Here is a 26,279-nt window from a genome sequence, read left to right as displayed (position 1 = left end):
CCCCATTTTCAGGAGAGCGACGATGCACTCAGAAAAAACTTTGGCACCGCAGACGGTCACAATGATGATCGGTGGGGTTCCCGTTGACCTATGCACGGAAGACCTTGTGCTCGATACGGTGCAGAGGCGCCTGAGCGGACCAAGGAACACCCCGCTGGCGATCGGATCGGTCAACCTCGACCACCTACATCACTTCACCGCCCCCGGTGGCCCACGCCTCGACCACCCGGACCGACACGGTGATGACGGCGTCGACTGGGTACTACTCGCCGACGGGGCCCCCATCGTTGCCCGCGCGACCAAGCTGACGGGACGCCCCTGGCCTCGCCTCACGGGCGCTGATCTACTGCCGTCGATATTGCACGAGGCCGAGCGCGCCGGGAGCCGCGTCGGCTTCTACGGGGGATTTCCCGAGCTACACCAAAAACTGGACGAGCGGATCAGGGAGGACTTTGGCGGGCTGGGCCCGGTGCGCTACTGGTCGCCTGAGCGCGCCGACCTCTCAGACCCACGCAAATGTGCACGGGACGCCGAGGAAATTCGTGATGCCGGGACCGACATACTCGTGGTCGGATTGGGCAAACCCCGTCAGGAGATGTGGATCGAACATTTCGGTACACGGACCGGATCACGCGCATTGCTGGCCTTCGGTGCAGCCGCCGACTTCCTGGCGGGAACCACTGCGAGGGCGCCGGTCCAACTGCAACGCCTCGGTCTTGAATGGCTTCATCGGCTCGGATCCGATCCGCGACGGTTGGCCCGTCGATATCTGCTCGAAGGTCCGCCCGAGCTGCTCACATTGCGCCGCGCGCAAGTGACACGAGACTTCCGCTCAGCCATTGTCGAGACCACCAGCCGCTCCACCTCGGGCAACGGTCCAGGTCAGCGCACGGTGAGTCAGCCCTCCCGCAATCTCACATCGCCCGCACAATCCCGAGCGCCGGGAATTGCTTCACAGACACTTTCATCGACGGCAGCACCGTCCGTATCCGCCGGGTAATCCGCACCGAGTCCTGCGATTTTAGCTGGTGACAGCTAAGATATGTTCTGGCCAGCTCAAGAACATGGGCGCGCGTTCGTCCCGAACCGGCAAATAGACGTTGTGTCTGTTCAGGCGCGACTTGAACCAGTAGGTCCCACCAATGGAGGCTTTCGTAATTTCTCATCGTGTGACCCATGGATGAGACGTGCGAGCTTGCCCGTATTGGTGTCGTGGAAGACTTCGCGACCACCCGGCGGGGTCTGGTGACGATCATCAATCAGGCAGACGGATTGTCGGTGGTGGCTGATGCTCCGACGGTGTCGAAGCTCATCGATCAGGGCGAGCCGATCGATCTTGCTCTGCTCGATCTTCGGCTTTCCGACGATTCGAGGCCACGCAGCAATATCGAACAGCTGCACACCGTCACCGAAAATATCTTGGTGTTCACCTCTGCGTCCGAGCCATTCCTGATCCGCGAAGCGCTCACCTCGGGGGTGCTCGGCATCCTGCGAAAATCTGTCGATGTAGACGAACTCATCAGCGCGATCCGATCAGCGCTGTCCGGCGTGGTGGTTCCCACCATGGAATGGGCGACCGCCATCGATTCGGATCCCAATCTCGCCGCGGTCGACCTCAGCCCCCGACAACGTCAGATACTCGAGTTGTACGCCGCGGGCGAGCCGGCAACGCGGGTCGCCTCGATCACCGGCTTGTCGGCCGAGACCGTGAACTCATACGTAGGGCGGATCAAACAGAAGTACTCCGAGGCAGGTCGGCCGGCACCTACCAAGACCGATCTGTACAAGCGGGCACTGGAGGACGGATGGCTACCAATGCCGCGGCGCTTTCGTCGCTGAGATCGGCAACACCGGGGTCGCCGACGCCGACATCGGCCGGCGATCTCACAGCTCGACAGGTCAGCCGGTTCGGATCCATCGCGATGTGCCTTTACCCGCTGCTGCTGATCACCCCCATCCGATCTCTCTCGGAAGTCGTCCCGACGTGGTGGACCGTCGCAGCGCTGACATTGATCGTCGCGCCCGCAGCGGCGATGTTCATCTGCACCTTCATCCCGGACGACCGCTGGACCTATCGCGCGGCGTGGGCGGTTTCGATCTCCTACGTCGTCGTCTTCGCATCGTTCCCCTTCGTGTGGAACGGACTACCGACCGGCGATGGGAGCGGCGCCTGGTTGACTCCGATAGCCGGCGTCGCCAGTGTGGCGGCTGTGGTTGCGATGCCACTCCCCGCTGCGACCGTCTACCTCCTGGTATCGGTGACGGCAACCCGCCTGATCAGCGCCTCTGCGGCAGAGCGAACCAGCGCGTCCGAGTTCGTCCCCGACCTCGCCTGGGGACTGTTCGTATCAGCGGTCCCTTTCACCATCGCAATCATCGCGTTGGAGACCGGCAGGCTTCGCGATCGCGCCCAGGTCCGCGCGAAAGGCCGTGCGGAAACCACTGCCGCCGAGCAGAGTCGACGACGTGAACGGGCGCGATTGGATGCGATCACGCACGATCGCGTCATGTCGATCATGTGGGCCGCGTCCCGCGAGGGCACCAACACCGAACTGCAAGGCCAGGCGCTGGCCACCCTGAAGCAACTCGACGATCTCCGGGCCGATGATGATCTACAGCGCGCCTTGACTCCGACCGAGGTCATTTCTGAGGCCGAATCTGCCGCACAGATCGTGGACCCGGGTTCACAGGTACACAACACCGCGGCAATCGAAGCGTCGACGACCTATCCGCAGGGCGCCGTGCACGCGATGATGGCTGCCATGTCCGAGGCACTGCACAACAGTGTTCGGCACGCCGGTCCGGACGCCGAGCGTTCGGTTCTGCTATCGATGGGCACAAACTCACTGACCATCGATATCTCAGACAACGGGATCGGCTTCGACGAAAGTCGCGTCCCCTCGGATCGTTTGGGTATTGCGTTGTCGATTCGTGGACGGCTGGAACAGATCTCGGGCGGATCGGTGACGATCAGCTCGAAGCCGGGCAACGGGACCCAGGTGGTACTGACCTGGCGGCGACCGACATGAGCACCAGAATCTTCGTCGGTCTGGCGTTTCTCAGTTTTGTTGTGGTCACCGCCTTTGTTGCCCTCGGGAGCCTGCCCGCCGACAGCGCTGTGTGGCCGGTCATCGTCACGCTGGGGTTCCTCGGCATCGGCGCAGGCGCAATCACCTTCGGGCGCAAGGACCCACTCGAGCTCCGCTTCACGGCCATCGCTTGCCTGGCGCTACCAGCGGCCGTGCTCACGCTACTGATCGCTGAACCTCAAGTCATCGAAAGCAGCCGTCCACCTTGGCTTGTCAGTGCCGTCGCCATACTGTGCGTCATCCTCTGTCTGCGCGGACGAATCCTGCTCGCCTGGTCCAGTTTTGCTGCCTGCTACGTCCTCATCATCGCGTGGTCCGCGATATTTTCGGAAGGACGCCCGGAGCTGGTTCTGTTGCTGCTGTTACCGGCCCGGCTGTTCATCGGAACAGCATTCGCGTTGGTCCTGCGTCGTTCGATTCTCGCCATCGAGGCGATGAACCGCGCAGAGTCCGAGGAAGCGGCTCGAGCAGCCGCTGCCGGCGCCGCCCGTGAAGAACGCATGTCCCGGCTCGCCGATCTCGAATCGATGGTCCGGCCGATGCTCACGCGCATCGCCGAGGGACAACAACTTTCTGGCGCAGACAAAAGGACCTGCGCGCTGCTCGAGGGTCAGCTCCGCGATCAGATACAGGCGGCAGCGCTGACAAACGTGGCAGTCGCCGGCAATGTGCGTGCGGCTCGGCGTCGAGGTGTCGACGTTGTGATGATCGATGACGGCGGGCTCACCTACACATCGCCTGCGGTCCACCGGCGGGTCACACAACATGTGAACGAGGTACTCCACACCGCCGACGGCGGGCACTTACGAATCCGCGTTCTACCTCCTGGAAGATCGAGTTTGATTTCGATCTATCGCAGTGACGAAAAGTCTGGCACGATGAGGATTGATCTTGACGTGCATGGAGATCCGGCCTCCGACCTTGCTAGCTAGCAAGGGTAACGATGAGGCATTTTTGGTGTAACCAGAAGATGTGTCTACCCGATCGTCGCCAATCATAAGAAGATCATCCTGGGCCGGGAACCCGATCACCAGGAGATATTTCGATGACCTTGTCACTTGCCCCTCTAAGCATCAGAGGGTTTGCCATGCCACGTCTCACCGCACGCGAGATCGAAGTGCTGCGCTGCTGGGTAAAGCATGACTCGAAGTCCAGCGCTGCCAGCGAATTGTTCATCACTGCGGCGACCGTCAACACTCACGTCAACCGAATCCGAGGTAAATACGCGGCCAGCGGCCGACCCGCGCACACCAAAGCAGCACTGCTGGCGCGCGCTCTCCAAGACGGCTACGTCACACTCGACGAGTTCTGACACATCCCGGAATCCATCGCAGGGTGTTGAGTCGAACCACGAATCGACACCCGTAATCGGGGTAGTCCGCTACCCCACCCTCGCCATCCAGATCGGGTGACGATGCATAGGTGGCCACCAACGCGCCTGATCTCGACACCGCTATGAATGAACTACCGGTGGTGTATTCGATCGCGCTGCGCCTGCGAGCCGCCGGAATCCCGGCCACAACGGTCGCCGACTGCCTTGACGTCGACATAACTGCGTTACCGATGCTCTACGACGTCGCCGAGGCAAAGTTGGCACACCTACGCCGACGACACCGGTGAGCGGACAAATAGCTTGCTCGCCAGGCTCGGCCAGACTTAGCGTCACAGGTGTTGGTGCGACAGTCGCAGCCAAACCGGAACAGAACTTTCAGACATCGTGAATTGTGATCGAGGGAGTCGATCATGTTCGTCGAGTGGCCGATCGCGGGACGCCGAGAAGAAGTAGAACTCACCACTGCCGCGATCACTCGTCGCGGCGGGGGTAACGGCGTCGTCATCGGTGGCGCGCCCGGTGTCGGCAAGACCCGCCTGTGTACCGAGGCCGTCGCGGCGGCGAGCCGCCTGGGCCACCGGTGCTATCGGGTGTCCGCGACGTTGTCGTCGAGGGATGTGCCACTGGCCGTCTTCTCCGACCTGCACCTCGATATCGACGTGGACGCGCAACCGCTTCGCCAGATTCGATGCCTTCTCGACCATTTGACGACTTCACCGGACGCCAAAGCCCTGATCGTGGCGGTTGATGACGCGCATCTCCTCGACAATCAATCCGCGTTCGTGATCCACGAGCTCACGGTCCGCAAACTCGCCAATGTGCTGGTGTCGATACGCGCCGGGGAACCTGCACCTGATGCCATCGCCGCGCTGTGGAAAGACCGGCATCTGCCGCGCCTCGAACTTCAACCGCTGTCCCGAGCAGAAACCCGCCGGTTGCTCGAGCGAGCTTTCGACGGCCCGATCGAATCAACAAGCCTCAAACGGTTGCACACGCTGTGCGACGGGAACGTCCTGTTGCTGCGCCAGCTCGTCGACGAAGAGTACGCCGCGGGCCGTTTCACCAACACCTCCGGTTTGTGGTTCTGGTCCGGTGACCTGACCATCACTCCGACATTGGCGGAGATCATTCGGGCCAACATGACCAATCTCCCACCCGAGGTGTCGGATCTGGTCGACCTGTTGGCCGTCAGCGAACCGCTGACGACAACCGAATTGGCTTCACTCGTCGACGATCCCACGCTGGAACTGGCGGAATCGTTGGGCGCCATCAGCACTCGCGCCTCACCTACGGGAGCGATCACCGTCGGACTGGGCCACCCGTTACTGGGAGAGGTCCGCCGGGCCGAACTCGGACTGCTTCGACGCCGTCGCCTGGCAACAGAGATCGCCGCCACACTTGCGCGCGGTATGCGCCAAGAGCCATCCGTTGTGCTTCGCCGCGCGGTACTCGTCCTCGAGTCTGACCTTCCGCCGGATCCCACGCTCCTGGCCCAGGCGTCACAGACTGCTCTGATGTCGCTCGACGTCGGTCTGGCCACACGATTCGCCACCTCGGCTCTGGCACTGGACATCTCGCCAGAGGATGCCTACCCACATCTCATGACACTGGTGGTCGCAGGCCAGGGACCCACAGCTGAGCGAGCTTTCAACGAGCGCGCGATCGAGTCCTGCCATCCGAACTTTCCCCGATGGAACATCTTGCGCGCCGCGAACCTCGCATGGATGCTCGCCCGTCCTGTCGCGGCGGCCGAACTGCTTGATGTCATCGATACCGATTCGCTCGAATCGGACGTGAGATCGGAGCTCTCCGCTGTCCGAGCCTGCATACTCTCCGTGCAGGCGTCACCCAAGGCCGCGATCCGGCATGCGGAAGATTCAATCTCGGAACCGAAGACAAGCGACTTCTTTTTCATGATGGCAACCTCCGCCATGGTGATGTCTGCCGGCGCACTCGGAATGTACGAGACCGCAAACAAATACACGACGCGAGGCTACGCCAGATCCGAGTCCTCATGGCAGACAGCACAACTCCAATTCTGGTTGGCAGCAATCCACGCCCGAGTCTGCCGCGTCTCCGGCCACATCAGCCAATGCCTCAACGAAGCCTCCCGATTCACGGAGATCGCGCGCGACGTCGGCGGTACCACCTACATCCTGGCGACGTACCTTCGTGGACACGCCGCACTCGCCTCCGGACGAGTGCAGACCGCGACCACCGAGCTCCTCGACGCTCGGGTGGGAATCGAAAACGACACCTACACAGCCACGTCAGATGCCATCAATCCAGCCGGCCTCCTCTGGATCGCCGAGACGCAAGCTGTCAGCGGCGAAGCTGCCAACGCTCAAAAGACCCTCCGCGTGCTGTCGGACATCTGGCCGGCCGAATACACGTTCATGGAGAGTGGCCGCGCACTCGTGCAGGCTTGGGTCGAGGCCGCCGAGGGCGCGGTCAGCCAAGCGATCGGGTTGGCTGTCACAGCCGCCGATTTCGCACGGCGTCACAATCAACCGGCCTATGAGGTTCTGGCACTACAGACAGCGACCCAATTCGGTTGTCTCACAATGGCAAGCAGGCTTGACGACCTGGCCTCCCGAGTGGAGGGACCCCGCGCGCGCATCGCCGCACGTCATGCCGCTGCGCTGGCAACCGACGATGCGACTGGAGTGTTGGCAGTCGCCGGATACTACGAGACGATGGGCGACCGCGTGGCCGCCGCGGATACCGCAGCACAGGCAGGGAGGATATTCAGCAACCGGCAACGGCGTGGATCCGCACTCCTGGCGTCCGAGATGTCGCGGCGCCTGGCCGCCGAATGCGGACGCACGGCGACTCCGGCCCAGCTCCAGACGACAGCGGCCGTACCTTTCACGGCGCGGCAGTGCGAGATCATCACGTTGGCTGCAACCGGCCTGTCAAACAGCGCGATCGCCACGCGTTTGAGCGTCTCTGTGCGATCCGTCGAAGGCCACCTGTACCGGGCAGCACAGCGCGCGGGGGTCAACAGCCGGGAAGAACTGTCAGAGATCCTCACCGGCGCCCGATTGAGGTAGTCGACTACTCGCGACGCCCCGGCCAGACCGTTGAATAGTCGATTGCAGAACCAACCGACGACCCGACACCGGAACAGGCGGTCGCATCATGGTCGAAACAGTCGATCCCGTCGAGGTGGCCAAACTCCCCCTCGCACCGCGCAACCCCTTGCCGTATTTACAACGGCTCAAGTCCGTACGGAACTATCACACCGGGATGGAGACCCTCCGCGATGCAGGCGGGCCGGTCACCCGCCACAAACTGGCTCCGTCGTGGATGTTTCCCGAGTTCGTTGTGGCCACCTCGCCGCAGGCAATCCACGACGTCCTCGACCGGCCTCACGCATTCGTCGACAAGGCTCTCCCGTTCCTCACAGAACAGCAGCGGCTGCTCGGCGACAACCTCTTCAATGTCGAGCACGACAAATGGTTGCCACGGCGGCGCGCGATGCAGCGGGTATTCACCAAGAATCATGTCGCCCGATATGCCGACAATATGGCCGAAGCCGCCGAGTCCTGCTTCGAGGACTTTGACGGTGTCGACATCATCGACCTCGATGAGCTGTGTCATTCCCTCACATTGCGGGTACTGGGACGATCGGTACTCGGACTCGACCTCGACGAACACGTCGACGAGGTCGCCGCCGCGATGAACATCGCTCTGAAGTACGTGACGGGCCGGGGCACACAGCCGGTCCGAGCTCCGAATTGGCTGCCCACTCCCGCACGACGACGTGCTCGGACAGCTGCGACGGCGATGCACAACCGTGCTCAGACGATCCTCGACGAATGCCGTATCGATCCCACGAAGGACGCCCCACTGGTTCGTGCATTGATTGACGCCAAAGACCCTGACACCTCAAAATCGCTTTCTGACAGCCAAATACGCAGCGAGCTAATAGTCTTCATGATCGCTGGTCACGACACCACATCGACAACTCTGACGTACGCGTTGTGGGCGATCGGCCGCCATCCTGATATCCAGGACCGGCTCGCGGCTGAAACCGCCCAGCTCGGCGAACGCAGGTTGACGCCCGAAGATCTGCCTCGTTTGTCTTACGCGGTTCAAGTGCTGCATGAGGCACTCAGGCTGTGCCCACCGGCGCCGGCCATAGGTCGTCGCGCGGTCGCCGATGTCGACGTGGACGGTTTTCGGGTCGAAGCAGGTGCGTGGTTGGTTGCGGGAATCTATGCGATGCACCGTGATCCGTCGATTTGGGATAGTCCTTTGGAGTTCAACCCCGATCGGTTCGCTCCCGAGAACTTCAACGACCGCGACCGGTGGCAGTACCTACCTTTCGGCGGGGGACCACGTGGCTGCATCGGATCTCACTTCGCGATGCTCGAAGCCACCCTGGCGTTGGCCACGATCATCGGTCGGCATCGCATCGAGGCCCTTGATGATGAGTTCCCCGTTGCACTTCCGTTCACCATGGTCCCGAAGGGTCCGATCCGCGCCCGGGTGTCCGACCGCAACCAAAGCGACAACCCCTCAGAACACTGACGCCCGCGCAGTCTGCAAACTGCGCGGGCGCGAGAAGGACGAGCGTCTATGCGGTGTGCGCGATCAGCGGTGGTTGAACTTCGCGTCGCGCTTCTCCACAAACGCGGCCATGCCCTCGGACTGGTCCTCGGTGGCGAACGTCGAGTGGAAGACCCTGCGCTCGAACAGGATTCCTTCGCTGAGGCCGATCTCCTGTGACCGGTTCACCGCCTGCTTGGCCAGGATCGTGATGGGCAGCGACAGTTCGGCGATCGTGTTGGCGACCGCGAGTGCGTCGTCGAGGTACGACTCGGTGGGCACCACGCGGGAGACCAGGCCGGCCCGCTCTGCCTCATCGACCTTCATCCGGCGGCCGGTCAAGACCATGTCCATGGCCTTGGCCTTGCCGATCGCGCGGGTGAGTCGTTGCGAGCCACCGATTCCCGGGATAACACCCAGGTTGATCTCCGGCTGACCGAAGACCGCGTTCTCGGCGGCAATGATGATGTCGCACATCATCGCCAGCTCGCACCCACCGCCGAGGGCAAACCCGGCCACGGCCGCAACGACCGGTGTCCGAACGTTGACCAGGCCATCCCAGGCACTGAAGAAATCTACTGCCAGCATGTCCACGTAGGACTTGTCGGCCATCTCTTTGATGTCGGCGCCGGCGGCGAACGCGCGTTCGGAACCGGTGATCAGGATGGCGCCGACGGTCTGATCGGCGTCGTACGCCTGTGCCGCAGAGACGACTTCGTTCATCAGTTGAGAATTCAAGGCGTTCAGAGCCTTCGGGCGATTCAGGGTGATGATTCCCACCCGGCCGCGCTGCTCGGTGAGGATCGTTTCGTAGTCGCTCATGCCTGGTTTCCGTTCGTCAGTTCGAGTTCTTTGGGTACCGGGGCGAAGAAGGCGTCGATGTCGGCCTTGTCCACAGCGGTGAGGCTTGGCGGTGACCACTTGGGTGACCGGTCCTTGTCGATGACCTGTGCGCGAATGCCTTCGGCGAGGTCGTGATGGGTGAGGAAGTGAATCGACACCCTGTACTCGGTGACCAGCACGGTCTCCAAGGTCGTGTCGGCGATGATCTCACGCAGCGATCGCACGGTCACCTCGACCGACGTGGGAGACTTCGCCGCAACCACATTGGCGGTGTCGTGGGCATCGGACTCGTCGTGGCCACGCAGACGCTCGACGATCCCGACCGCGGTATCGGCCGCAAAGGCATCGTCGATCCAGCGCCTCTTGGAGAGCAGACCCGACGCCGGCGGAGCGATGCAGAACTCGCCGATGACCTCATCGACCGGCCGGTGTGTCAGCGCTGAGATGAAGTCGGCGATCTTCTCCGACGGCAGATAGTGGTCGGCGAATCCGATGGCGATGGCATCGGCGCCATTGATCTGCGCAGCGGTCAGCGCGAGGTAGGTACCGAGTTCGCCCGGAGCCTTCGCCAGCAGGTAGGTGCCACCCACGTCGGGAGCAAAACCGATGCCGACCTCGGGCATTGCCATCTTGGTGCGGTCGGTGACGATCCGGGTGTTGCCGTGCGCCGAGATCCCGACTCCGCCGCCCATGACGATGCCGTCCATCAGGGCGATGTAGGGCTTCGGATAGTGCGAGATGTAGGCGTTCAGGATGTACTCGTCGTACCAGAACTTGCCCGAGGGAGACGCGACCGCGTCGTCAAGGGTGGCGGACTGCAAGGCGTCGCGGTGGATGGCAACGATATCGCCGCCCGCGCACAGACCCCGCTCACCGGCGCCATCGAGGACCACCGCTTCGACAGTGTCGTCATCTGCCCACTTGCGGAGAGCAGCATCGATTTCAAGCACCATTTCGTGGGTGATGGCATTGATGGCCTTGGGGCGGTTCAAGGTGATCCGGCCAATGCGGCCTTCCGTCCGGACCAGGACGGTGCTCTCGTCTGACATGACACTCCAATGATCGACTGCGACGGCGCTCACAATACTTGCATATCCTAGTAACGCCAGTCCAGAGACCCTGAAGATGCCAACGCGGCGAGACAACTCCCGGCACCCAGGTGAGGTGTCACGAATCACTTACATGAATCAGCGTTCCCTCAGGCGTCATTGAGATACTGCACGGATGCCCATTACGCCCGCGTTCTTTCACGGCCTCGTGCTGCTGATTTTGTTGTTCGTCTGCGGGGCGTGGACTCTGGCCAAGCCGAGCCGTCCCGCAGCGTTCACCCTCATCGGGGTATCAGTGCTGTGGATCCTCTTCAACGGGCCGATCGAAGGAGCAGTGCTCCTTTCCTTCACCTCAACGAATGGCTTGACCGAGTCAGATCTACTCAGTGTTGTCGGCGTGGGGATTGCCGTCTACGCGCTGCGGCGCCGCCGACGTTGGTAGGCCGTCTCCGGTTGAAGACGCGATGGATTCGGCGGCGTCGATGATGTATCGGCGGATGTGTTCAGGCGTTCTGGATGTCGACTGGATCTGAATGGCCAAATCACCGAGTTCGATCGAGTCCACGAACCGGTCGGCGCCGGCACGGTCAAGCGGCACCGGATCCCAATGCGCCCGGCAGAGCGACTCTGCAGAGGCGAACGAACGATCGTGATCGGTGGCCAGCCCGTCTACGAATGCGCCATAGAGGATGCACTCGGAAAAGTGCAGGCGGTGACCGATCGCCTCCCGCCACTCGCACCCCGTTACACTGCCGATTCGCTCGGTCATGGATCGAACGATCGCCGGGTCCCACGCCACAAGGCCCGCCACGTAGTCAGTGGTTGCATCAACTGTGCCCGGCGGTAGATCGAGAAGGCTCGAGGCCACCGAGTGCCACTTGACGTGCCGACCGAGGTTGGGGCCGATCCCACCTGGCAGACGATAGAACCGAACCACATTATTCTCGACGAAGTCGTTCGGTCCGAACGACCGGATCATCGCTACGTCTGAATCAACGGTGAGTACGACGTCGGTCTCTGCATCAGCAATCGCTGCCAATTTCACGATCTGCTGGAGCAACCAGCCCCGAATCAGTGGCCAGGGGTGTCGCACATTGACTGCCTGGATGGTCCTCACCGCGTGGGGCATCCAGTCTTGTGACTGCAGCATTCTCGCCAGGGAGTAGGTCGACAGGAACGACTCCGGGAGATACGAACTCACTGCCCGTACATCCAGCCGATTCGACTCGATGCCCCGAAAAAGCCGGAGGTCACGGTCTGGAACCACAACGCGGTGGACGACATCGGTCGCCGCATGCTTCACCACACTGGAGTGAAGATCGACGAAGGCGTCGAAGTCTGGCCGATAACTAGGAGTGAGGACCATCATCGTGGCCATACGAAATCCAGCTCTCTCGTTCTCAGGAACAAATCCGCACCGGTCGGACGAAGGTTGCAAATCCGTTGGTGGCCAACGAATCGAGGCGCCTTGTTGCCGACCACACGTCGAGTATCCGACAATTCACGTGCGAGAAGAACCTGAAAAAGAAACTGAATCTGTTTGGACTACCGGTCGCGATCAACCCGACCACATGTCACCCAAACAAGCCACACCAACGGGTTACGGCTGACCGGGGTTGAGTTTGATGAACAGTCCGTCGGCCTCGGCGCACAGGGTGTCGCCGTCGTGAAGGCTGCCCTTGAGGAACACCTTCCGCCCTTCGATGCGGTCGACCCACGACCTCATCACGAGCTCTTTCCCCAGCGGGGTGATGGCGCGGTAGCTCACCGTCAGATATGCGGTCCGGGTGATCCCACCGGATCCGAGCGCGCCGGACATACCCAATAGATCGTCAAAGGCCACCGCGACCTGGCCACCGTGGGCAGCATTGTTCCCACCGAGGTGATAGCGCCGGAACGTGACCCGCGCTCTCACGTTCTCGGCCGTGGCCTCATCGACCTCATAGGGCGGCAGCGTGATGTTGCCCCGCGCCGGCAGATCGATGCGCCCACCCGAAGGTGCACGCCACTCGTCAATGGCCACGGCGTCCAGCCGGTCGTTCATCACCTTCAGTTCGTCGATCAGCTCATCGACGAGATCGTCAGGCGGACAAGCCGCTTTCACCCGGTCCATGAACGTACGAACCTGCTCGATGAACTCCCCATATCGCGGACCACCGCGGGTCAGGTCGAGGTCGAACTTCGGGCGAAATCCACCCTCATGACGCTCTTCCAGAGGGGCGTCGTTCCCAAAGGTCACGGCGGTCTCTTCGAGTGGGTTTCCCTGGGTCATGGCTACGACAGTATCGACCGGGGTCGAACTCGCGCGACGTGGCACCGATTCGATCAGGCGACGCGCGAATTCCGTGCCGTTCCGGATCCCCGTCGGGACAACGAATGACCTTTGCGCAGCACGTACTCAGTTACTGAGCGATACTACTGATATCGGCGTCGAACCCAGCCCGATCCGAGGAGCATGAGTACGGCGTGAACCGATTCAGCCTGGTATCCGGCACCACGACCCAGATTGTGCGGCAGTTACAGCTGCGGGCCCTTCGCATCTATTTGGCAGCAACGACATTCCTGTACACCATCGGCCTTCTCGCCATCCTGTTCCCGGTGCCGATCAGGAGAGTCGAGGTCGCCAACCCCGCGGGAGCCATCGTCGCGGTGATCATGGGCGTATTCGGTTTGATCTATCTGCGGCGCCGGCCGGCCAATCTGCTTCCGGCAATCGTCGCCGCGATGATCGCAACCCCTGCAGTGATCGCGTTCCACGTGCTCGCCGGCGCCCCGTTCGTCTGTCTGGTGGCGGCCATGTTCTTGTCGATGTACATGATCGCGTTCTTGCGACTCGCCCTCGCACGCGTACTCATTGCCATCCTGACCGCATCAACCGTGCTCGCGCTGGCGGTGTCGGTATCGGCCTCACCCCTCACCTACTTCGCATTTGTGCTCGCCATAGTGGGCGCGGCCGAATCGTTCGGGCTGGTGACGCGCGCACTCGTCACCATTGCCTGCACCGACCCACTGACCGGACTGCCGAATCGGGCCGGCTGGGAGATTGCGACCGCCCACCAACTCGCTCGCGCACGTTCGGCACAGACGACACTGAGCATCGCCGCGCTCGACGTGGACAACTTCAAAGCCATCAACGACGCGTTCGGGCATCAGGCAGGAGACCAACACCTGATCGACTTCGCCCGACAGCTACGGTCGTCGATTCCCGAAGATGCCGTCTTCGCCCGACTCGGCGGCGACGAGTTCGCGATCTGCATAGAAGGCACGTCCGGCGCACGATCCGATGACGTGCTCACCCGGATCCGCTCACAACACATCGACACCAGTTTCGGCGCCGCCTTCGGACCTGCCGCGACCGTCACCATCGCCCAATTGCTTGCCGAGGCCGACGCCGACCTCTACCGGGCCAAACGCGCCAAAGGTCCGGGAGAGCTCGAGCAGACCTCCTGACCAGGGTGTGAAATTCTGCCACTACGCTCAGAACCCATGAGCGCCTCAACAGATCAGCCCTTTGATCCAACGCAGTGGAAATCGGTTGAAGGTTTCGACAACCTCACCGACATCACCTATCACCGTCACGTCGGCGAGGGTCGCGCACATGGCATCGTGCGGATCGCATTCGATCGCCCCGAGGTGCGCAACGCCTTTCGCCCCCACTCTGTCGATGAGCTCTATCGCGTCCTCGATCACGCGCGTCGGAGCCCCGACGTGGGAGTGGTCCTGCTTACCGGCAACGGCCCGAGCGAAAAGGATGGCGGCTGGGCGTTTTGCAGTGGCGGCGACCAGCGCATCCGTGGCCGGTCGGGCTACCAGTACGCGGGCGGCGACACCTCCGACACCGTCGATTCGGCCCGGGTCAAGGCCGAGGGCGGCCGGCTGCACATCCTCGAGGTGCAGCGCCTGATCCGGACCATGCCCAAAGTGGTGATCGCGCTTGTCAACGGCTGGGCAGCCGGAGGTGGCCACTCGCTGCACGTTGTCTGCGACCTCACCCTGGCCTCGCGCCAACACGCCCGTTTCAAGCAGACCGACGCCGATGTGGGTTCATTCGACGCCGGATACGGCAGCGCCTACCTCGCGAAGCAGGTCGGTCAGAAGAACGCCCGCGAGATCTTCTTCCTCGGCCGCGCCTACGACGCTGAATCGATGCAGCGGATGGGTGCCGTCAACGAAGTGGTCGATCACGCCGAACTCGAGGCGACGGCCATCGAATGGGGCAAGACCATCAACGGGAAATCCCCCACCGCCCAGCGCATGCTGAAGTTCGCGTTCAACCTCACCGATGACGGTTTGATGGGACAACAGGTCTTCGCAGGCGAGGCCACCCGGCTGGCTTACATGACCGACGAGGCCGTCGAAGGCCGAGATGCCTTCCTGGAGAAGCGCGATCCGAACTGGGACGACTATCCGTTCTACTACTAGGACCCAACAAAAAGGCCCCACCGGATGGTGGGGCCTTTTTTGTGTTGCCGAGTGGGGTCAGGCGCCGATCGGGCCTGCCAGCGTCGGCCATGAGAGATCCAGCTGGTCTTCCCAGTAGCCCCACGAGTGGGTTCCGGTCAGCGGGAAGTCGTAGGTGGCCGGGATCTTCAGCTGGTTCAGACGATCAACCAGCATCGCGGTGCACACACCGGTCGCGGCTTCGATGCCACCACCGACGATGACCTGGTCCGCCAAGGTCGACGGATCACCATCGGCCCGCGCCAAGGTCTCGTACTTTCCGGGCAGGCCGGTGCCGTTCGAGATGTAGAGCTTCACACCGCGAAGTTTCTCAGCGTTGAGGATGGGGTCGTTGGCCGCCCAGCCCGGTCCGTCGAGCGGCCCCCACATGTTGGTCGGGTCGCCGCCGCCGCGTGCATCGACCGTGATCCGGATGTACATCTGGCCGAGATCACTCGACGTCGACGCACAGCCGCTGTACGAGCCGACCGACTTGTAGAGTCCCGGATGCTCGATCGCCAGGTTCAGCACCGAGGTCGCGGACGACGAGATACCGGCAATGGAGTTGAGGCCCGAGGTTTTGAGAGCTTCATTGATGATCGGCGGCAATTCGTTGCCCAAGAACGTCGACCACTTGTTGCGGCCGAGCACCGGGTCATCCTGCTGCCAGTCGGTGTAGTAACTGAAAGCACCCGCGTTCGGTGTCACCACGTTGACGTTCTTGTCGGCAAAGAACCCGTTGATGTCGGTCCTGGCCTGCCAGGTCGCAGAATCCTCACCGCCACCGGCGCCGTTCATCAAGTACAGCGTGGGCCGCGGCACCGACCGATCCTTCGGCAAGATGACCGAGATCGGAATGTTCCTGTCCATCGACGCCGAATAGACGAGTAGATCAAGATTCTTGGGGCCGGTCGGGGTCACACCCACCAGCTTCGATCCACCGGGCGATTCGATACCGATCTGCGGCAGGTCTTCAGCGGTGGCCGGCGACGTCACCAGCAGTGTGGTGGCAGCCATCACCGAGGTCACTGCCGCGGTCAGCGCTACGCGCGCATACCGGCGGGTCTTTCCTGTACTCATTCGGGTCACGAGGCGACATTAGCCGGAAATCGGCCGAGCGGGAAAGTAAAACAAGAACACCAGGCCCCGGGACGGCCGAACCAGCCGTTCGGCGCGCCGGTCCGGCAGCGTACGACCTGCACTATTTGCTATCGCAATCTCTCCATGCACTCGTCGTCCGAACGGTGTCACCCGCGCCTCACCAACCGCCCAGTCGCGACATTTGCGGACACAAATCAAATACTAATTTTCCATATTAATTCCAGCTCAATGCGATATTCCAAAACAATTCAAAAATTAGCCACGGAAAACACGTGACATATCCAAAATTCGTTGGCAGTGTGAAGTTGGCTCAAGTTGGTCGGGGAGTTCAAAACTCGAGCCCCCTTCGACGAGTCGTGTTCAACCAAATGAAGTCTACGAAAGGTAGAAAGCATATGGCATCGACAGACCTGTCATCCGAAATCGGACTCGGCGCAATCATCGCGATCATCGGGGGACTCCTCGGTGGCGGTGGCGAGACACCTCCCGCCGAATAGATAAGTAACACAAGCTGATCCGCCCCCCGGGTTCCCATTGGGGACCCCGGGGGGTTTGGCTTTTCGGCAGGGCGGTGGCCAGCTCTGGGCCCATCACCGTGAGTGCTCCCAACGACCAAACTCCGCACGGAGGATTTCGAGACCCGTCGATATCGGCGAGACCGACCCGTCGATGACCTCCAACCAATTCGCAGCGATATTCCGTTTGCCGGCATGGGATTACCGCCGCGTGGCAGCTTGTCCAGCTCCTCATCGACTCTCCATCAAGAATTCAATCGGATCGACTGACACCGCCGTTCAACCGCAAGAGCAGGCCGCAGCGATTTGGCAGGGGAAAATCTGCACATGGCCGGCGAACAACGTGTCGGGAACTGGATCCGGACGGTCGCCTCCCGAAACCACACATTTCGGACAGATGATCTCGAGTCGATAACGGGGCAGAGCAGGGGCACGGGTTCAACACGACGCCGAACAGGCCGAACCCCCGTGACAGCACCCCAAGCCGACAACTTGCTCGAACCGCGGCCCATCCCGCAGACACCGCCATGCCCGTCGTTCGCGATGCCGAATTCTATTTGCCGGATGGACAATTCGAGAGAAGTCCTCGACACGAATCAATTGCCGAAGCATTCAGTTCTCGCCGATGCTGCGACCCAGGGGTTTTCGCCATCAGAATATGACTTTGTGTCTCAGAGCTCCAGACGTCGGCGGTCACACAGCTTTTCAATGAACTTGACGATCATCCAATTGGGAGCAAGGTTTTGTTCCGCTAAAGAAGGAGATTCGAATTCATCGGGCGCAGTTGGGAATTCATTCAGCAGCTTTTCCAAAATGTCCCTGCGATCAATCCGTATGTGTCAATCTGATCACGACTCGCCTGGTCGGGGATTCCAGAATCGTTACCGAAGCCAACGGGTCGCAGTAAGTAATCACAACAAAGGGAGAAAACCATGCTCGCTTCATCGCAGGACATCGAGAACCTGTTCGCCCAGCTGCTCGCCTTCGTCGGCGGCCTCCTCGGCGCAGCCAGCTCGGACCCGACTGCACCCTAGAGTCACCGCCCGAAAGGTTTGATTGCACGTCCCTGAGGTGCCCTGATGGGACCTCAGGGACGTGCGATCGACAGTATCTAGAAATTCGAGTTTTACCACGGCCGATCGGCGCTAATACAACCTTTCTGACGAAAGGTGACAAATCCCTGCGCGAATGGCATTGTTAACCGGGTTCATTATCCAAGGTATTGAGCCGGCCGTGGGAATAGACGTCGAAAAGGAATTCAATGACCTCAACGAATAAGCGTTTACTTGCATAGTTCCCTACCCCGCGCTGCTGGGCCCGCGGGACGTGTGGTGCCCATGAAGACAAAATCGGACAGAGCTCTGACGACGGTATTGCTGCCGCATGTGAGGGCATTCCGCGGTCCCCTTTTTCTCCTTCTTCTTTTGCAGGTGACTGCTGCAGGAACAACTCTGATGATGCCCAATCTCAGCGGGCGCCTCATCGACGACGGGATCGGCCAAGCCGATATGGACGCGATCCGCGCCATCGGCGGCGTCATGCTCGCGCTGGCATTCGTCAACCTCGCCGTATCCGTCCTGGCGACAATCCTTGGTTCACACATCTCGACCACCATCGGTCGCGACATCCGCAACCAGACCTACGCGCGGGTCCAGAGTTTCGCCGACACCGATGTCCATCGGTTCGGCATCCCGTCCCTCATCACCCGCAGCACCAACGACATCAATCAACTACAGATGATGGTCTTCGTCGTGATGACCATCCTCGCCACCGCCCCGATCCTGGTGATCGGTGGAACCGTGATGGCCTTGAGTGAGAACTACCGACTGGCGCCTCTGATCGTGCTCGTCGCTGCGGTACTCACAGCGATCGTCATCGTCATCGTGCGCAAACTCATCCCGCACTACGAGAAGTTGCAGCGCTCCGTCGATCGGGTCGGACGTGTGCTCCGCGAGCAGCTCACCGGCATCCGCGTCATCCGGTCGTTCGGCCGCGAAGACCTCGAGACCTCACGCTTCGCGACCGCCAACACCGATCTGACGAAGACCGCGTGGAGAATCGGGTCGCTGCAGGCCCTGCTGTTGCCCAGCATCATCTTGATCGCCAACATCGGCGCCGCCGCGGTGATCGGTGTCGGAGCCATCCTGGTCGACAACAATTCGATGCAAGTCGGCGGGATCGTCGCATTCGTCGGGTATCTCACGCAGATCGTCATCGGACTCTCCATCGGCGCCGCCATGGTTGCTCTGCTCCCCAAGGCGAAGGTGAGCGCACGCCGAATCCATGAGGTGCTCAGCACCGAGCCGTCGGTGAAAGATCCGATCGCCGGCCGGGTCCCGGTCTCACGGACGGGTCACGTGAAGCTCGAGGACGTCGGCTTTCGCTACCCCGGTGCGCAGCATGCAGTTCTGAGTGACATCAACCTCGAATGCCGCCCGGGCACCCTCACCGCAGTGTTGGGGGGAACCGGGGACGGCAAGAGCACACTGCTGGGGCTCATCCCCCGGTTCAGCGACGTCACCTCCGGGCAGATCTTGATCGATGGCGTCGATGTACGTCTGCGCCATCGATCCGAGCTCTATGAAGACATTTCCTACGTATCCCAGGTGCCTACCCTGCTGTCGGGCACCCTCGAATCGAATCTGCGTCTGGGAAATCCAGAGGCGAGCGACGACGAACTACGGTCGGCCCTGGAGGTCGCCTGCGCGATCGACTTCGTGTTCTCGCACGAAGACGGCCTCGACCAGCGGGTGCAGCACGGTGGCAAGAATTACTCCGGGGGCCAGCGCCAGCGTCTGGCGCTCGCACAGGCCATCGTCGCCAGACCGCGCCTGCTGTTGCTCGACGACCCCTTCTCTGCACTGGACCCCGAGATCGAGAGCATCGTGAAACATCGCCTCCGACAGGAACTTGCAGATGCAGTCATCATCCTGACCGCTCAACGCGTGTCGTCGGCGCGCGGCGCGGACACGATCGTCGTCCTGACGGACGGTTGTATCGATGCCCAAGGGACCCACGACGAACTGGCCGCGGAGAGCTCGGTGTACCGCGAGATCCTCGACTCACAGGCGGCACTGCGATGAACCTGAAGTGGTTGTTGGCCAGGCTTACCCACGAGCGACCGAAGCTGATCATCGTGGGTCTGGTCGCGTTCACCAATGTCGTGACACTCATCGCCGCCCCGCTGATCCTGGCCGGCATCATCAATCAGATCTTCTCCGGCGCAATCGGTATGACACTTCCGGACGGTCTGACCACCGACGAAGCCGTCGCCCAGCTACGCTCCGAGGGTCGAGGCGACTACGCCGATGTCGTCCAAGGTGCCGATGCCGTGCCGGGCGTGGGTATCGCCTTCGACACCGTGTGGAAACTGCTTGCGGTTCTCGTCGTCGTGTATGCGGTCGGCTCCCTGGGCAATTGGGTCCAGGCATCGATGGTCAACAGCATCACACAGCGTGCGATGAATCGGATGCGGGCCGACATCGAGCAGCACATCCATCGGCTGCCGGTCGCCTACTTCGACACCGCCGCACGCGGACAGATGTTGACCAGGGTCACCGCCGACATCGACAACGTCTCATCGGTGTTCAGCCCTCTGTTCGTGAAGTTGCCGGGGGCAGTGCTGACGATGGTCGCGTTGCTGGTCGTGATGCCGATCATCTCTTGGCAGCTGAGCCTGGTTGTGCTGGCGTCCATTCCACTCATCGTCACGTTCGGCGTACTGATCGCGAAACGGGCAAGGCCCCATTTCCAGGACCAGTGGGAGGCGACCACCAACCTCACCACGCACATCGACGAGAGCTATGCGCAGCTCCACACCCTGCGGGTCTACGGGGCGCAGGAACGGGCCCGCGAAGACTTCGAAGGGATCACCGGCGAACTGGCGCGATCGTCCCGCAGCGCGCAGTCCTATTCGGGCTCGATTCTCCCTGTGCTGCAGGCGATCACAACACTCAGCTATCTCACCGTCGCAGTGGTCGGAGCGTTCCAGGTCCTTGCAGGTTCGCTCAATGTCGGGCAGGTTCAGGCCTTCGTCTCGTTTTCCCGGATGTTCAGTCAACCCCTCAACGACCTGACCGCCATGATGAGTCAACTCCAGTCGGGGTTGGTGTCGCTGGGCCGAATTCGGGCGCTGCTCGAAGAACCCGCCGAGGATGCACCCGCAATCGACGAAGTGATGCCAGAACACGTCCGCCGCCATACCGAACCTCCGGCACTCGATTTCGACACGGTGCGGTTCGGGTATCGCAAGTCATCGGACGATGAGAACCGGACGGTCGACGTCATCGACGGCCTCTCGCTCCACATCGACGCCGGCGCCACGGTGGCGATCGTGGGACCGACCGGAGCGGGAAAGACCACCCTCACCAATCTTGTTCTACGCCTCTATGATCCGTCATCCGGGTCGGTGAAACTCGATGACCGCCCGCTCGAGGAGGCGCCCCGGTCATTCGTTCGAAACCAGTCCGCCATCGTCACCCAGGACCGTTGGGTGTTCACCGGAACCATCGCCGACAACATTGCATTCGGACGCCCCGACGCCACCCGCGCCGCCATCGAACAGGCAGCCCGCGACAGCCACGTCGCGCAATTCGTCGACACCCTTCCTGACGGATACGACACCATCATCGGCGACGGCGGCGCCACGCTGAGCGAGGGCCAACTCCAGCTGATCACCATCGCCCGCGCCATGATCGCAGCGCCGCGGGTCCTGGTGCTCGACGAGGCCACCAGCGCCGTCGACTCCCGCACCGAACTCCTCATCGCCCGCGCATTGGAGACCCTGCAGGATCGCACCACCACAATCGTTGTCGCACATCGCCTCTCAACCATCCGCGAAGCGGACAGCATTGCCGTCGTCGAGCACGGTGTGGTGACCGAACAAGGCACCCACACCGAACTCCTCAATCATGGCGGCCGCTACGCCATCATGTACAAATCCCAGTTCGAGTAGCCGCTCGCTTTTCTCACGCTCGCTCGGCCTGCAGAGCGAGCGTGAGTGAGAACAGTGAGCAAGGTCAGTTGTCCCCAATTTCCAGGCTCATCCACAGGTCGAGCGGAACTGGGCTCACCCACCCAGCGGCCGTCGAAGCAGATCCCCATGATCATCGCATGGGGGATTTCACCGAGGACAACGATGGGCTGATCTGGCGCTCGACGGCAACAGCGCAGGGGCATAGCGACCAGGAGATCAAGCGCGCAGTACACAGCGGACAACTGCGCCGCATCTGGCCGGGTGTGTACGTATCGACCGTTCACCGATTCACGCCGGACGGGCTGGCACGCCTGCGTGTCGTCGCCGCGGTACGCAGTTGCGGCGAGGCCATGGCTGTTTCGCACCAATCCGCCGCCCTGCTACATCGCCTGCCGTTGCTGCAATCTTCGTACGACAGAGTGCATCTGACCAACGGGCGCGACGGTGGAGGACGTATCGAACCCCGACGGCACGTGCACTCGGGACTATTACTGCCCGGCGACCTCACCGAAGCCGATGGCCTGGCAGTTACCACAATCGAACGTACTGCTGTCGATACCGCTCAGGCGGGAACGTTCGCGCAGGGTTTGGCCGCATTCGACGGCGCACTGCGGCTCGACGCCGACCGCGAGCGGCTCACCACTTTGATCGACGGCCGACGCGGTAAACGCGGTGTCGGAGGCGCCCCGCGCGCTCTCGCCTGTGCGAATCCCTTGGCGGAGAGCGTCGGCGAGTCGTGGAGTCGCGCCCAGATGCTTGCGTGCCCCGACATTCCCGCGCCCCGCCTGCAGCACCGTTTCTACTCTGCGGACGGAAGATTCGTCGCCCGCACCGACTTCGACTGGGACGGACGGCTCGTCGGCGAGTTCGACGGCCTGATGAAATACGGTGGTGGATCGATGAAGCCCGGTCAGACTGCCACCGACGTGGTCATCGCCGAGAAGATCGCCTGCGCCGGATGGGGATAGAGGTGCCTGGTCGCTCACCGTTCTCACGCTCGCGCGGCCTGCAGACCTCGCGAGCGTGAGAAAACTGAGCGGCAATCAGGTCAGCTTGTGAGTTCTTTGAGTTGACGGATCTGGTCGACGCGAGCCTCATGGGTCGGGGCCGGTGAGCCGACGAGCAGCATGCTCAGGCCTGCCTCGTCGAATGCGGCGAGGCGCTCTTTGACATAACTCGCCGAACCGATGAGCGACATACCGGAAGCGAGCTCGTCCGGAATCGCCGCGGCCGCTTCGGCCTTCTTTCCGTCGAGATAAAGGTCCTGGACCTTCTTGGCGGCGTCGGCGTAGCCGTAGCGAACCGCGAGGTCGTTGTAGAAGTTCTTGCCCCGTGCACCCATGCCGCCGATGTACAGGGCGGAGTGATGTTTGACCATTTCGAGAGCGTTCTTCTGCGCTTCTTTGTCGTCGGTGATCAACGCGGTGACGGTGGCCGAGACCCCCAGCTTGCCGAGTGACGGATCGCGCTTGGCGTTGCCCTTGGCCAGCGACTCACCGAAAACCGTGGACAGGTGCTCGGGATGCAGGAAGATGGGCTGCCATTCCTCGAACATCTCGGCCGCGAGCTCCACGTTCTTGGGACCGATGGCGGCGAGCAGCATCGGGATCCGTTCACGCACGGGATGGTTGATGATCTTGAGCGGCTTGCCCAGTCCGGTGCCGCCGTCTTCCTTGGAAAAGGGCAGCTTGTAGTACTTGCCGCTGTACTCGGTCCGTTCACGACGCCAGACCATCCGGCAGATCTCGGCTGTCTCGCGCGCGCGGCCGACCGGGGCGTCGTACTTCACACCGTGGAAACCCTCGATAACCTGCGGCCCGGAGGCGCCGATGCCCATCACGAAGCGGCCGTTCGAGATGTAGTCGAGGCCGGCTGCGGTCATTGCGAGGTTGGTTGGTGTCCGCGTGTACATCGGCAAGATGCCGGTTGCCAGTTCCAAAGTCGTGGTCTTGGCTGCGATGAAACCGAGCTGACTGACCGCGTCGAAGCTATACGCTTCCGGGACCGTGATCCGATCGAGCCCAACCTTTTCGAAGTCGACGAGATTGTTGATCGTCTCGGCAAAATCTCCCGAGTAGTTGATGCCCATGCCGATCTTCATATGTGTCCTCCCAAGGGCCGCGCAGATCTACGAGACAGGTTTAGAAAAGTGTGTCACATCACCCTGAACCGGCTTCTGTCACGCCCCCGCGAGTGGTCCGAAGGTGAACAATGAATGAACATATGTGTGGAGCGAACCTAACTGCTGGTCAAGTCAGATTTCGAACAGATGACCGTTTAGGAAATTCGGCCGCGTCGACCGCAGAATATTCAGTATGAGCGCAGAAATGTTGATCCTCGTGCTGCTCGTCATCACCGCACTTGGATTCGACTTCACCAACGGCTTTCATGACACGGGAAACGCGATGGCAACGTCCATCGCAACGGGTGCACTCAAGCCCAAGACCGCGGTGACAATCGCCGCCATCCTGAACCTGGTCGGCGCCTTCCTCTCGGTTGAGGTCGCTGCCACGATCACCAAAGATGTGCTGAAGATCCAGCAGACCAGCGGCGACGATACCGGCGCTCTGATCGGTGGCCTCGACGCCCAGAAGGCCATGCTCATCATCTTCGCCGGCCTCGTCGGCGGCATCCTGTGGAACGTCTTCACATGGCTGTTCGGACTTCCCTCCAGCTCTTCACACGCACTGTTCGGCGGCTTGATCGGCGCCGGCATCGCCGCGCTCGGCTCGTCCGGGGTCAACTGGGAGGGTCTGACCAAGAAGATCCTCATCCCGGGCCTGCTGGCACCGGTCATCGCGTGCATCGTGGCCGCCAGCGGCACCTATCTCATCTACAAGCTCACCAAGACGATCGCCGACAGCAAAACGGCGCAGGGATTCCGGGTCGGCCAGGTTGCGACCGCATCGCTGGTCGCGCTGGCCCACGGCACCGGCGATGCACAGAAGACCATGGGCGTCATCGCCATGGCGATGATCGCGGGCGGACACCTCGACGCCTCGAGCGTGGAGCACGGCCTGCCATTCTGGATCGTGTTCAGCTGTGCCGCCGCCATCGCGCTGGGCACCTACCTCGGCGGCTGGCGCATCATTCGGACCCTGGGCAAGGGTCTCGTCGAAATCGAATCCCCGCAGGGCATGGCGGCCGAGGCATCGTCGGCAGCCATCATCCTGACGTCGAGTGCCGCCGGTATGGCGCTGTCGACCACGCAGGTGGCCACCGGATCCATCCTCGGCTCCGGCATCGGCAAAAAGGGCGCCTCGGTGCGCTGGTCGGTTGCCGGACGGATGGCCACGGCCTGGATCTTCACTCTTCCCGCGGCCGGACTGATGGGCGCGGTTTCGTTCGCGATCGCCAACCTGACCGGTGGCGCGACCGGCGCGATCGTCATCTTCGCGATTCTCGTCGCTGCGTGCGGCTACATGTACTGGCGTGCGCAGCAACAGAAGATCGACAGCCACAACGTCAACGCCGATTGGGACGAGACCACCGGCAGTGCCGTCCCCGCCGAGCTCGCAGCCGCGGAATCCGACGATGCGGCCGTAACCGCTCAGAAGCAGGCGAACATCCCGGTGGCGATCATCGACGACGCACATGCGGCCGCCTCCCCCAGACCGTTCAGCCAGAAGGAAGGGGTCTGAGGCGATGGGAACCTTCGAATCGATCCTCCGCGTTCTGGTTGTCGGCCTCGTCCTCGGCGCCGGGTTGCCTGCCGTCTACGCGGTGGGTATCCGCCTCTACGCCGCCGGATCGAGTGAAGTGCAGACCGATGGGACGATGACGCCATCGAATCCGCTGCTGAAGGGCATCGCATACGTTCTGTTCGCGATCATCGCAGCGGTCGTTCTGGTCGGCATCCTGTGGATCACCCGCGGGACAATCGACTATTACTTCGGCATCAACCTGTTTCCGTTTGTAGAGAGCTGATCAGATCGGGTGTTGGTGATCGAGATCAGTAAAATCGGGTGAGCCCGGGCAGTCTGGAAGAGGCTGCCGGGGACCGCCTCGAGTTGCGAAGGAGGCGAAATGGATCGGCCGCAATTTCTCACCAGAGTTGTCAGCTGGCTCCGCGAGGGTTACCCCAATGGTGTCCCATCCAGCGATTACGTACCCCTGTTCGCACTACTTCGCAGGCAACTGTCCGAAGAAGAGGTCACGTCTGTCTCCCGCGAGCTGATCGGTAGCGGCCAGATGGCCGATAGTCGGCCCGCACCGATCACCTCGATCGACGCCGGGGTCCTCATCACCAAGATCACCGACGACCTGCCCCTCGAAGCCGATGTGGAACGTATCCGCAAGCACCTCGAGTCCAAGGGCTGGCCGTTCGATCCCAATCCCCTGACCGATCCGGCCGGCAACTCCGAAACCGGTGAGTGAACC

Annotated in this window: 22 protein-coding genes; 16 read left to right on the top strand and 6 right to left on the bottom strand. The window is 61.9% G+C overall.

Going from position 1 to position 26,279, the window contains the following annotated elements; genetic code table 11:
- Positions 1–22 precede the first annotated feature (22 nt).
- From AC1D75_RS07735 to AC1D75_RS07700, 8 genes are all read left to right on the top strand, one after another.
- Positions 23–1,000 (top strand): WecB/TagA/CpsF family glycosyltransferase, encoded by a 978-nt coding sequence (locus AC1D75_RS07735; protein ID WP_495514691.1) that lies wholly within the window; start codon positions 23–25, stop codon positions 998–1,000.
- A gap of 176 nt (positions 1,001–1,176) precedes the next feature.
- On the top strand, positions 1,177–1,839 hold the full coding sequence (locus AC1D75_RS07730; RefSeq protein WP_495514690.1) for a LuxR C-terminal-related transcriptional regulator: 663 nt from the start codon (positions 1,177–1,179) through the stop codon (positions 1,837–1,839).
- Positions 1,806–3,029, top strand: a complete 1,224-nt coding sequence (locus AC1D75_RS07725) for a sensor histidine kinase (protein ID WP_495514689.1) — start codon at positions 1,806–1,808, stop codon at positions 3,027–3,029. Before AC1D75_RS07730 ends, AC1D75_RS07725 begins: the two co-directional genes overlap by 34 nt.
- Positions 3,026–4,021 (top strand): DUF8320 family protein, encoded by a 996-nt coding sequence (locus tag AC1D75_RS07720; RefSeq protein WP_495514688.1) that lies wholly within the window; start codon positions 3,026–3,028, stop codon positions 4,019–4,021. The genes AC1D75_RS07725 and AC1D75_RS07720 overlap by 4 nt, the downstream gene beginning before the upstream one ends.
- Positions 4,022–4,176: 155 nt before the next feature.
- On the top strand, positions 4,177–4,401 hold the full coding sequence (locus AC1D75_RS07715; protein WP_482135708.1) for a response regulator transcription factor: 225 nt from the start codon (positions 4,177–4,179) through the stop codon (positions 4,399–4,401).
- A gap of 110 nt (positions 4,402–4,511) precedes the next feature.
- Positions 4,512–4,709 (top strand): hypothetical protein, encoded by a 198-nt coding sequence (locus AC1D75_RS07710; protein WP_495514687.1) that lies wholly within the window; start codon positions 4,512–4,514, stop codon positions 4,707–4,709.
- 123 nt (positions 4,710–4,832) lie between these two features.
- Complete coding sequence (locus AC1D75_RS07705; RefSeq protein ID WP_495514686.1) at positions 4,833–7,475, top strand: helix-turn-helix transcriptional regulator; 2,643 nt, start codon at positions 4,833–4,835, stop codon at positions 7,473–7,475.
- Positions 7,476–7,563: 88 nt separating this feature from the next.
- Positions 7,564–8,958 (top strand): cytochrome P450, encoded by a 1,395-nt coding sequence (locus AC1D75_RS07700; RefSeq protein ID WP_495514685.1) that lies wholly within the window; start codon positions 7,564–7,566, stop codon positions 8,956–8,958.
- 63 nt (positions 8,959–9,021) lie between these two features.
- On the opposite strand, the gene AC1D75_RS07695 is transcribed toward AC1D75_RS07700, so the two are convergent.
- From AC1D75_RS07695 to AC1D75_RS07680, 4 genes are all read right to left on the bottom strand, one after another.
- Complete coding sequence (locus AC1D75_RS07695; RefSeq protein ID WP_495514684.1) at positions 9,022–9,798, bottom strand: enoyl-CoA hydratase; 777 nt, start codon at positions 9,796–9,798, stop codon at positions 9,022–9,024.
- Entirely contained in the window at positions 9,795–10,868 is a 1,074-nt protein-coding gene (locus AC1D75_RS07690; RefSeq protein ID WP_495514683.1) for an enoyl-CoA hydratase/isomerase family protein, read from the bottom strand. The genes AC1D75_RS07695 and AC1D75_RS07690 overlap by 4 nt, the downstream gene beginning before the upstream one ends.
- 379 nt (positions 10,869–11,247) lie before the next feature.
- Entirely contained in the window at positions 11,248–12,246 is a 999-nt protein-coding gene (locus AC1D75_RS07685; RefSeq protein WP_495514682.1) for a DUF6492 family protein, read from the bottom strand.
- A gap of 222 nt (positions 12,247–12,468) precedes the next feature.
- Positions 12,469–13,140 carry a PaaI family thioesterase gene (locus AC1D75_RS07680; protein ID WP_495514681.1) on the bottom strand — a complete coding sequence of 224 codons (672 nt, stop codon included), beginning with the start codon at positions 13,138–13,140 and terminating at the stop codon, positions 12,469–12,471.
- Positions 13,141–13,334: 194 nt separating this feature from the next.
- On the opposite strand from AC1D75_RS07680, the gene AC1D75_RS07675 reads away from it, so the two are divergent.
- Both AC1D75_RS07675 and AC1D75_RS07670 read left to right on the top strand, forming a co-directional pair.
- Positions 13,335–14,318, top strand: coding sequence for a GGDEF domain-containing protein (locus tag AC1D75_RS07675; protein ID WP_495514680.1), 984 nt, complete (start codon positions 13,335–13,337; stop codon positions 14,316–14,318).
- A 36-nt stretch (positions 14,319–14,354) separates the two neighbouring features.
- Positions 14,355–15,290 (top strand): 1,4-dihydroxy-2-naphthoyl-CoA synthase, encoded by a 936-nt coding sequence (locus AC1D75_RS07670; RefSeq protein ID WP_495514679.1) that lies wholly within the window; start codon positions 14,355–14,357, stop codon positions 15,288–15,290.
- 57 nt (positions 15,291–15,347) lie between these two features.
- Here AC1D75_RS07670 and AC1D75_RS07665 read toward each other — a convergent pair whose 3' ends face one another.
- A complete protein-coding gene (locus AC1D75_RS07665; protein ID WP_495514678.1) occupies positions 15,348–16,388 on the bottom strand; it encodes an alpha/beta hydrolase in 1,041 nt (346 codons plus the stop codon).
- Positions 16,389–18,261: 1,873 nt separating this feature from the next.
- Between AC1D75_RS07665 and AC1D75_RS07660 the strand changes: the two genes are divergently transcribed.
- The 3 genes from AC1D75_RS07660 (at position 18,262) to AC1D75_RS07650 (ending at position 22,867) form a co-directional block, all read left to right on the top strand.
- Complete coding sequence (locus AC1D75_RS07660) at positions 18,262–20,007, top strand: ABC transporter ATP-binding protein (protein WP_495514677.1); 1,746 nt, start codon at positions 18,262–18,264, stop codon at positions 20,005–20,007.
- Positions 20,004–21,878, top strand: coding sequence for an ABC transporter ATP-binding protein (locus AC1D75_RS07655; protein ID WP_495514676.1), 1,875 nt, complete (start codon positions 20,004–20,006; stop codon positions 21,876–21,878). The genes AC1D75_RS07660 and AC1D75_RS07655 overlap by 4 nt, the downstream gene beginning before the upstream one ends.
- A gap of 158 nt (positions 21,879–22,036) precedes the next feature.
- Complete coding sequence (locus tag AC1D75_RS07650; protein WP_495514675.1) at positions 22,037–22,867, top strand: hypothetical protein; 831 nt, start codon at positions 22,037–22,039, stop codon at positions 22,865–22,867.
- Between the two features lie 80 nt (positions 22,868–22,947).
- Here the strand turns inward: AC1D75_RS07650 and AC1D75_RS07645 are convergent, their stop codons facing one another.
- Positions 22,948–24,000 (bottom strand): LLM class F420-dependent oxidoreductase, encoded by a 1,053-nt coding sequence (locus AC1D75_RS07645; RefSeq protein ID WP_495514674.1) that lies wholly within the window; start codon positions 23,998–24,000, stop codon positions 22,948–22,950.
- Positions 24,001–24,214: 214 nt separating this feature from the next.
- Between AC1D75_RS07645 and AC1D75_RS07640 the strand changes: the two genes are divergently transcribed.
- The 3 genes from AC1D75_RS07640 to AC1D75_RS07630 all read left to right on the top strand — a co-directional run bounded on the left by AC1D75_RS07640 (position 24,215) and on the right by AC1D75_RS07630 (position 26,276).
- Complete coding sequence (locus AC1D75_RS07640) at positions 24,215–25,540, top strand: inorganic phosphate transporter (RefSeq protein WP_495514673.1); 1,326 nt, start codon at positions 24,215–24,217, stop codon at positions 25,538–25,540.
- A 4-nt stretch (positions 25,541–25,544) separates the two neighbouring features.
- A complete protein-coding gene (locus AC1D75_RS07635) occupies positions 25,545–25,826 on the top strand; it encodes a hypothetical protein (RefSeq protein WP_495514672.1) in 282 nt (93 codons plus the stop codon).
- 99 nt (positions 25,827–25,925) lie between these two features.
- A complete protein-coding gene (locus AC1D75_RS07630; RefSeq protein ID WP_495514671.1) occupies positions 25,926–26,276 on the top strand; it encodes a DUF3349 domain-containing protein in 351 nt (116 codons plus the stop codon).
- Positions 26,277–26,279: the final 3 nt, after the last annotated feature.

The organism is Williamsia sp. Y712, from assembly GCF_059445525.1.
The sequence above is the reverse complement of the archived record's forward strand: the minus strand, read 5'-3'. Positions and strand labels throughout refer to the sequence as shown.

Bases quoted from the DNA above. Each gene is read 5' to 3' on its own strand.
- AC1D75_RS07715 (WP_482135708.1), top strand. From the start codon at position 4,177: ATGCCACGTCTCACCGCACGCGAGATCGAAGTGCTGCGCTGCTGGGTA.
- AC1D75_RS07690 (WP_495514683.1), bottom strand. From the start codon at position 10,868: ATGTCAGACGAGAGCACCGTCCTGGTCCGGACGGAAGGCCGCATTGGC.
- AC1D75_RS07680 (WP_495514681.1), bottom strand. From the start codon at position 13,140: ATGACCCAGGGAAACCCACTCGAAGAGACCGCCGTGACCTTTGGGAAC.
- AC1D75_RS07635 (WP_495514672.1), top strand. From the start codon at position 25,545: ATGGGAACCTTCGAATCGATCCTCCGCGTTCTGGTTGTCGGCCTCGTC.
- AC1D75_RS07655 (WP_495514676.1), top strand. From the start codon at position 20,004: ATGAACCTGAAGTGGTTGTTGGCCAGGCTTACCCACGAGCGACCGAAG.
- AC1D75_RS07660 (WP_495514677.1), top strand. From the start codon at position 18,262: ATGAAGACAAAATCGGACAGAGCTCTGACGACGGTATTGCTGCCGCAT.
- AC1D75_RS07645 (WP_495514674.1), bottom strand. From the start codon at position 24,000: ATGAAGATCGGCATGGGCATCAACTACTCGGGAGATTTTGCCGAGACG.
- AC1D75_RS07735 (WP_495514691.1), top strand. From the start codon at position 23: ATGCACTCAGAAAAAACTTTGGCACCGCAGACGGTCACAATGATGATC.
- AC1D75_RS07695 (WP_495514684.1), bottom strand. From the start codon at position 9,798: ATGAGCGACTACGAAACGATCCTCACCGAGCAGCGCGGCCGGGTGGGA.
- AC1D75_RS07700 (WP_495514685.1), top strand. From the start codon at position 7,564: ATGGTCGAAACAGTCGATCCCGTCGAGGTGGCCAAACTCCCCCTCGCA.
- AC1D75_RS07730 (WP_495514690.1), top strand. From the start codon at position 1,177: ATGGATGAGACGTGCGAGCTTGCCCGTATTGGTGTCGTGGAAGACTTC.
- AC1D75_RS07720 (WP_495514688.1), top strand. From the start codon at position 3,026: ATGAGCACCAGAATCTTCGTCGGTCTGGCGTTTCTCAGTTTTGTTGTG.
- AC1D75_RS07665 (WP_495514678.1), bottom strand. From the start codon at position 16,388: ATGAGTACAGGAAAGACCCGCCGGTATGCGCGCGTAGCGCTGACCGCG.
- AC1D75_RS07670 (WP_495514679.1), top strand. From the start codon at position 14,355: ATGAGCGCCTCAACAGATCAGCCCTTTGATCCAACGCAGTGGAAATCG.
- AC1D75_RS07685 (WP_495514682.1), bottom strand. From the start codon at position 12,246: ATGGCCACGATGATGGTCCTCACTCCTAGTTATCGGCCAGACTTCGAC.
- AC1D75_RS07640 (WP_495514673.1), top strand. From the start codon at position 24,215: ATGAGCGCAGAAATGTTGATCCTCGTGCTGCTCGTCATCACCGCACTT.
- AC1D75_RS07725 (WP_495514689.1), top strand. From the start codon at position 1,806: ATGGCTACCAATGCCGCGGCGCTTTCGTCGCTGAGATCGGCAACACCG.
- AC1D75_RS07705 (WP_495514686.1), top strand. From the start codon at position 4,833: ATGTTCGTCGAGTGGCCGATCGCGGGACGCCGAGAAGAAGTAGAACTC.
- AC1D75_RS07630 (WP_495514671.1), top strand. From the start codon at position 25,926: ATGGATCGGCCGCAATTTCTCACCAGAGTTGTCAGCTGGCTCCGCGAG.
- AC1D75_RS07650 (WP_495514675.1), top strand. From the start codon at position 22,037: ATGGGGGATTTCACCGAGGACAACGATGGGCTGATCTGGCGCTCGACG.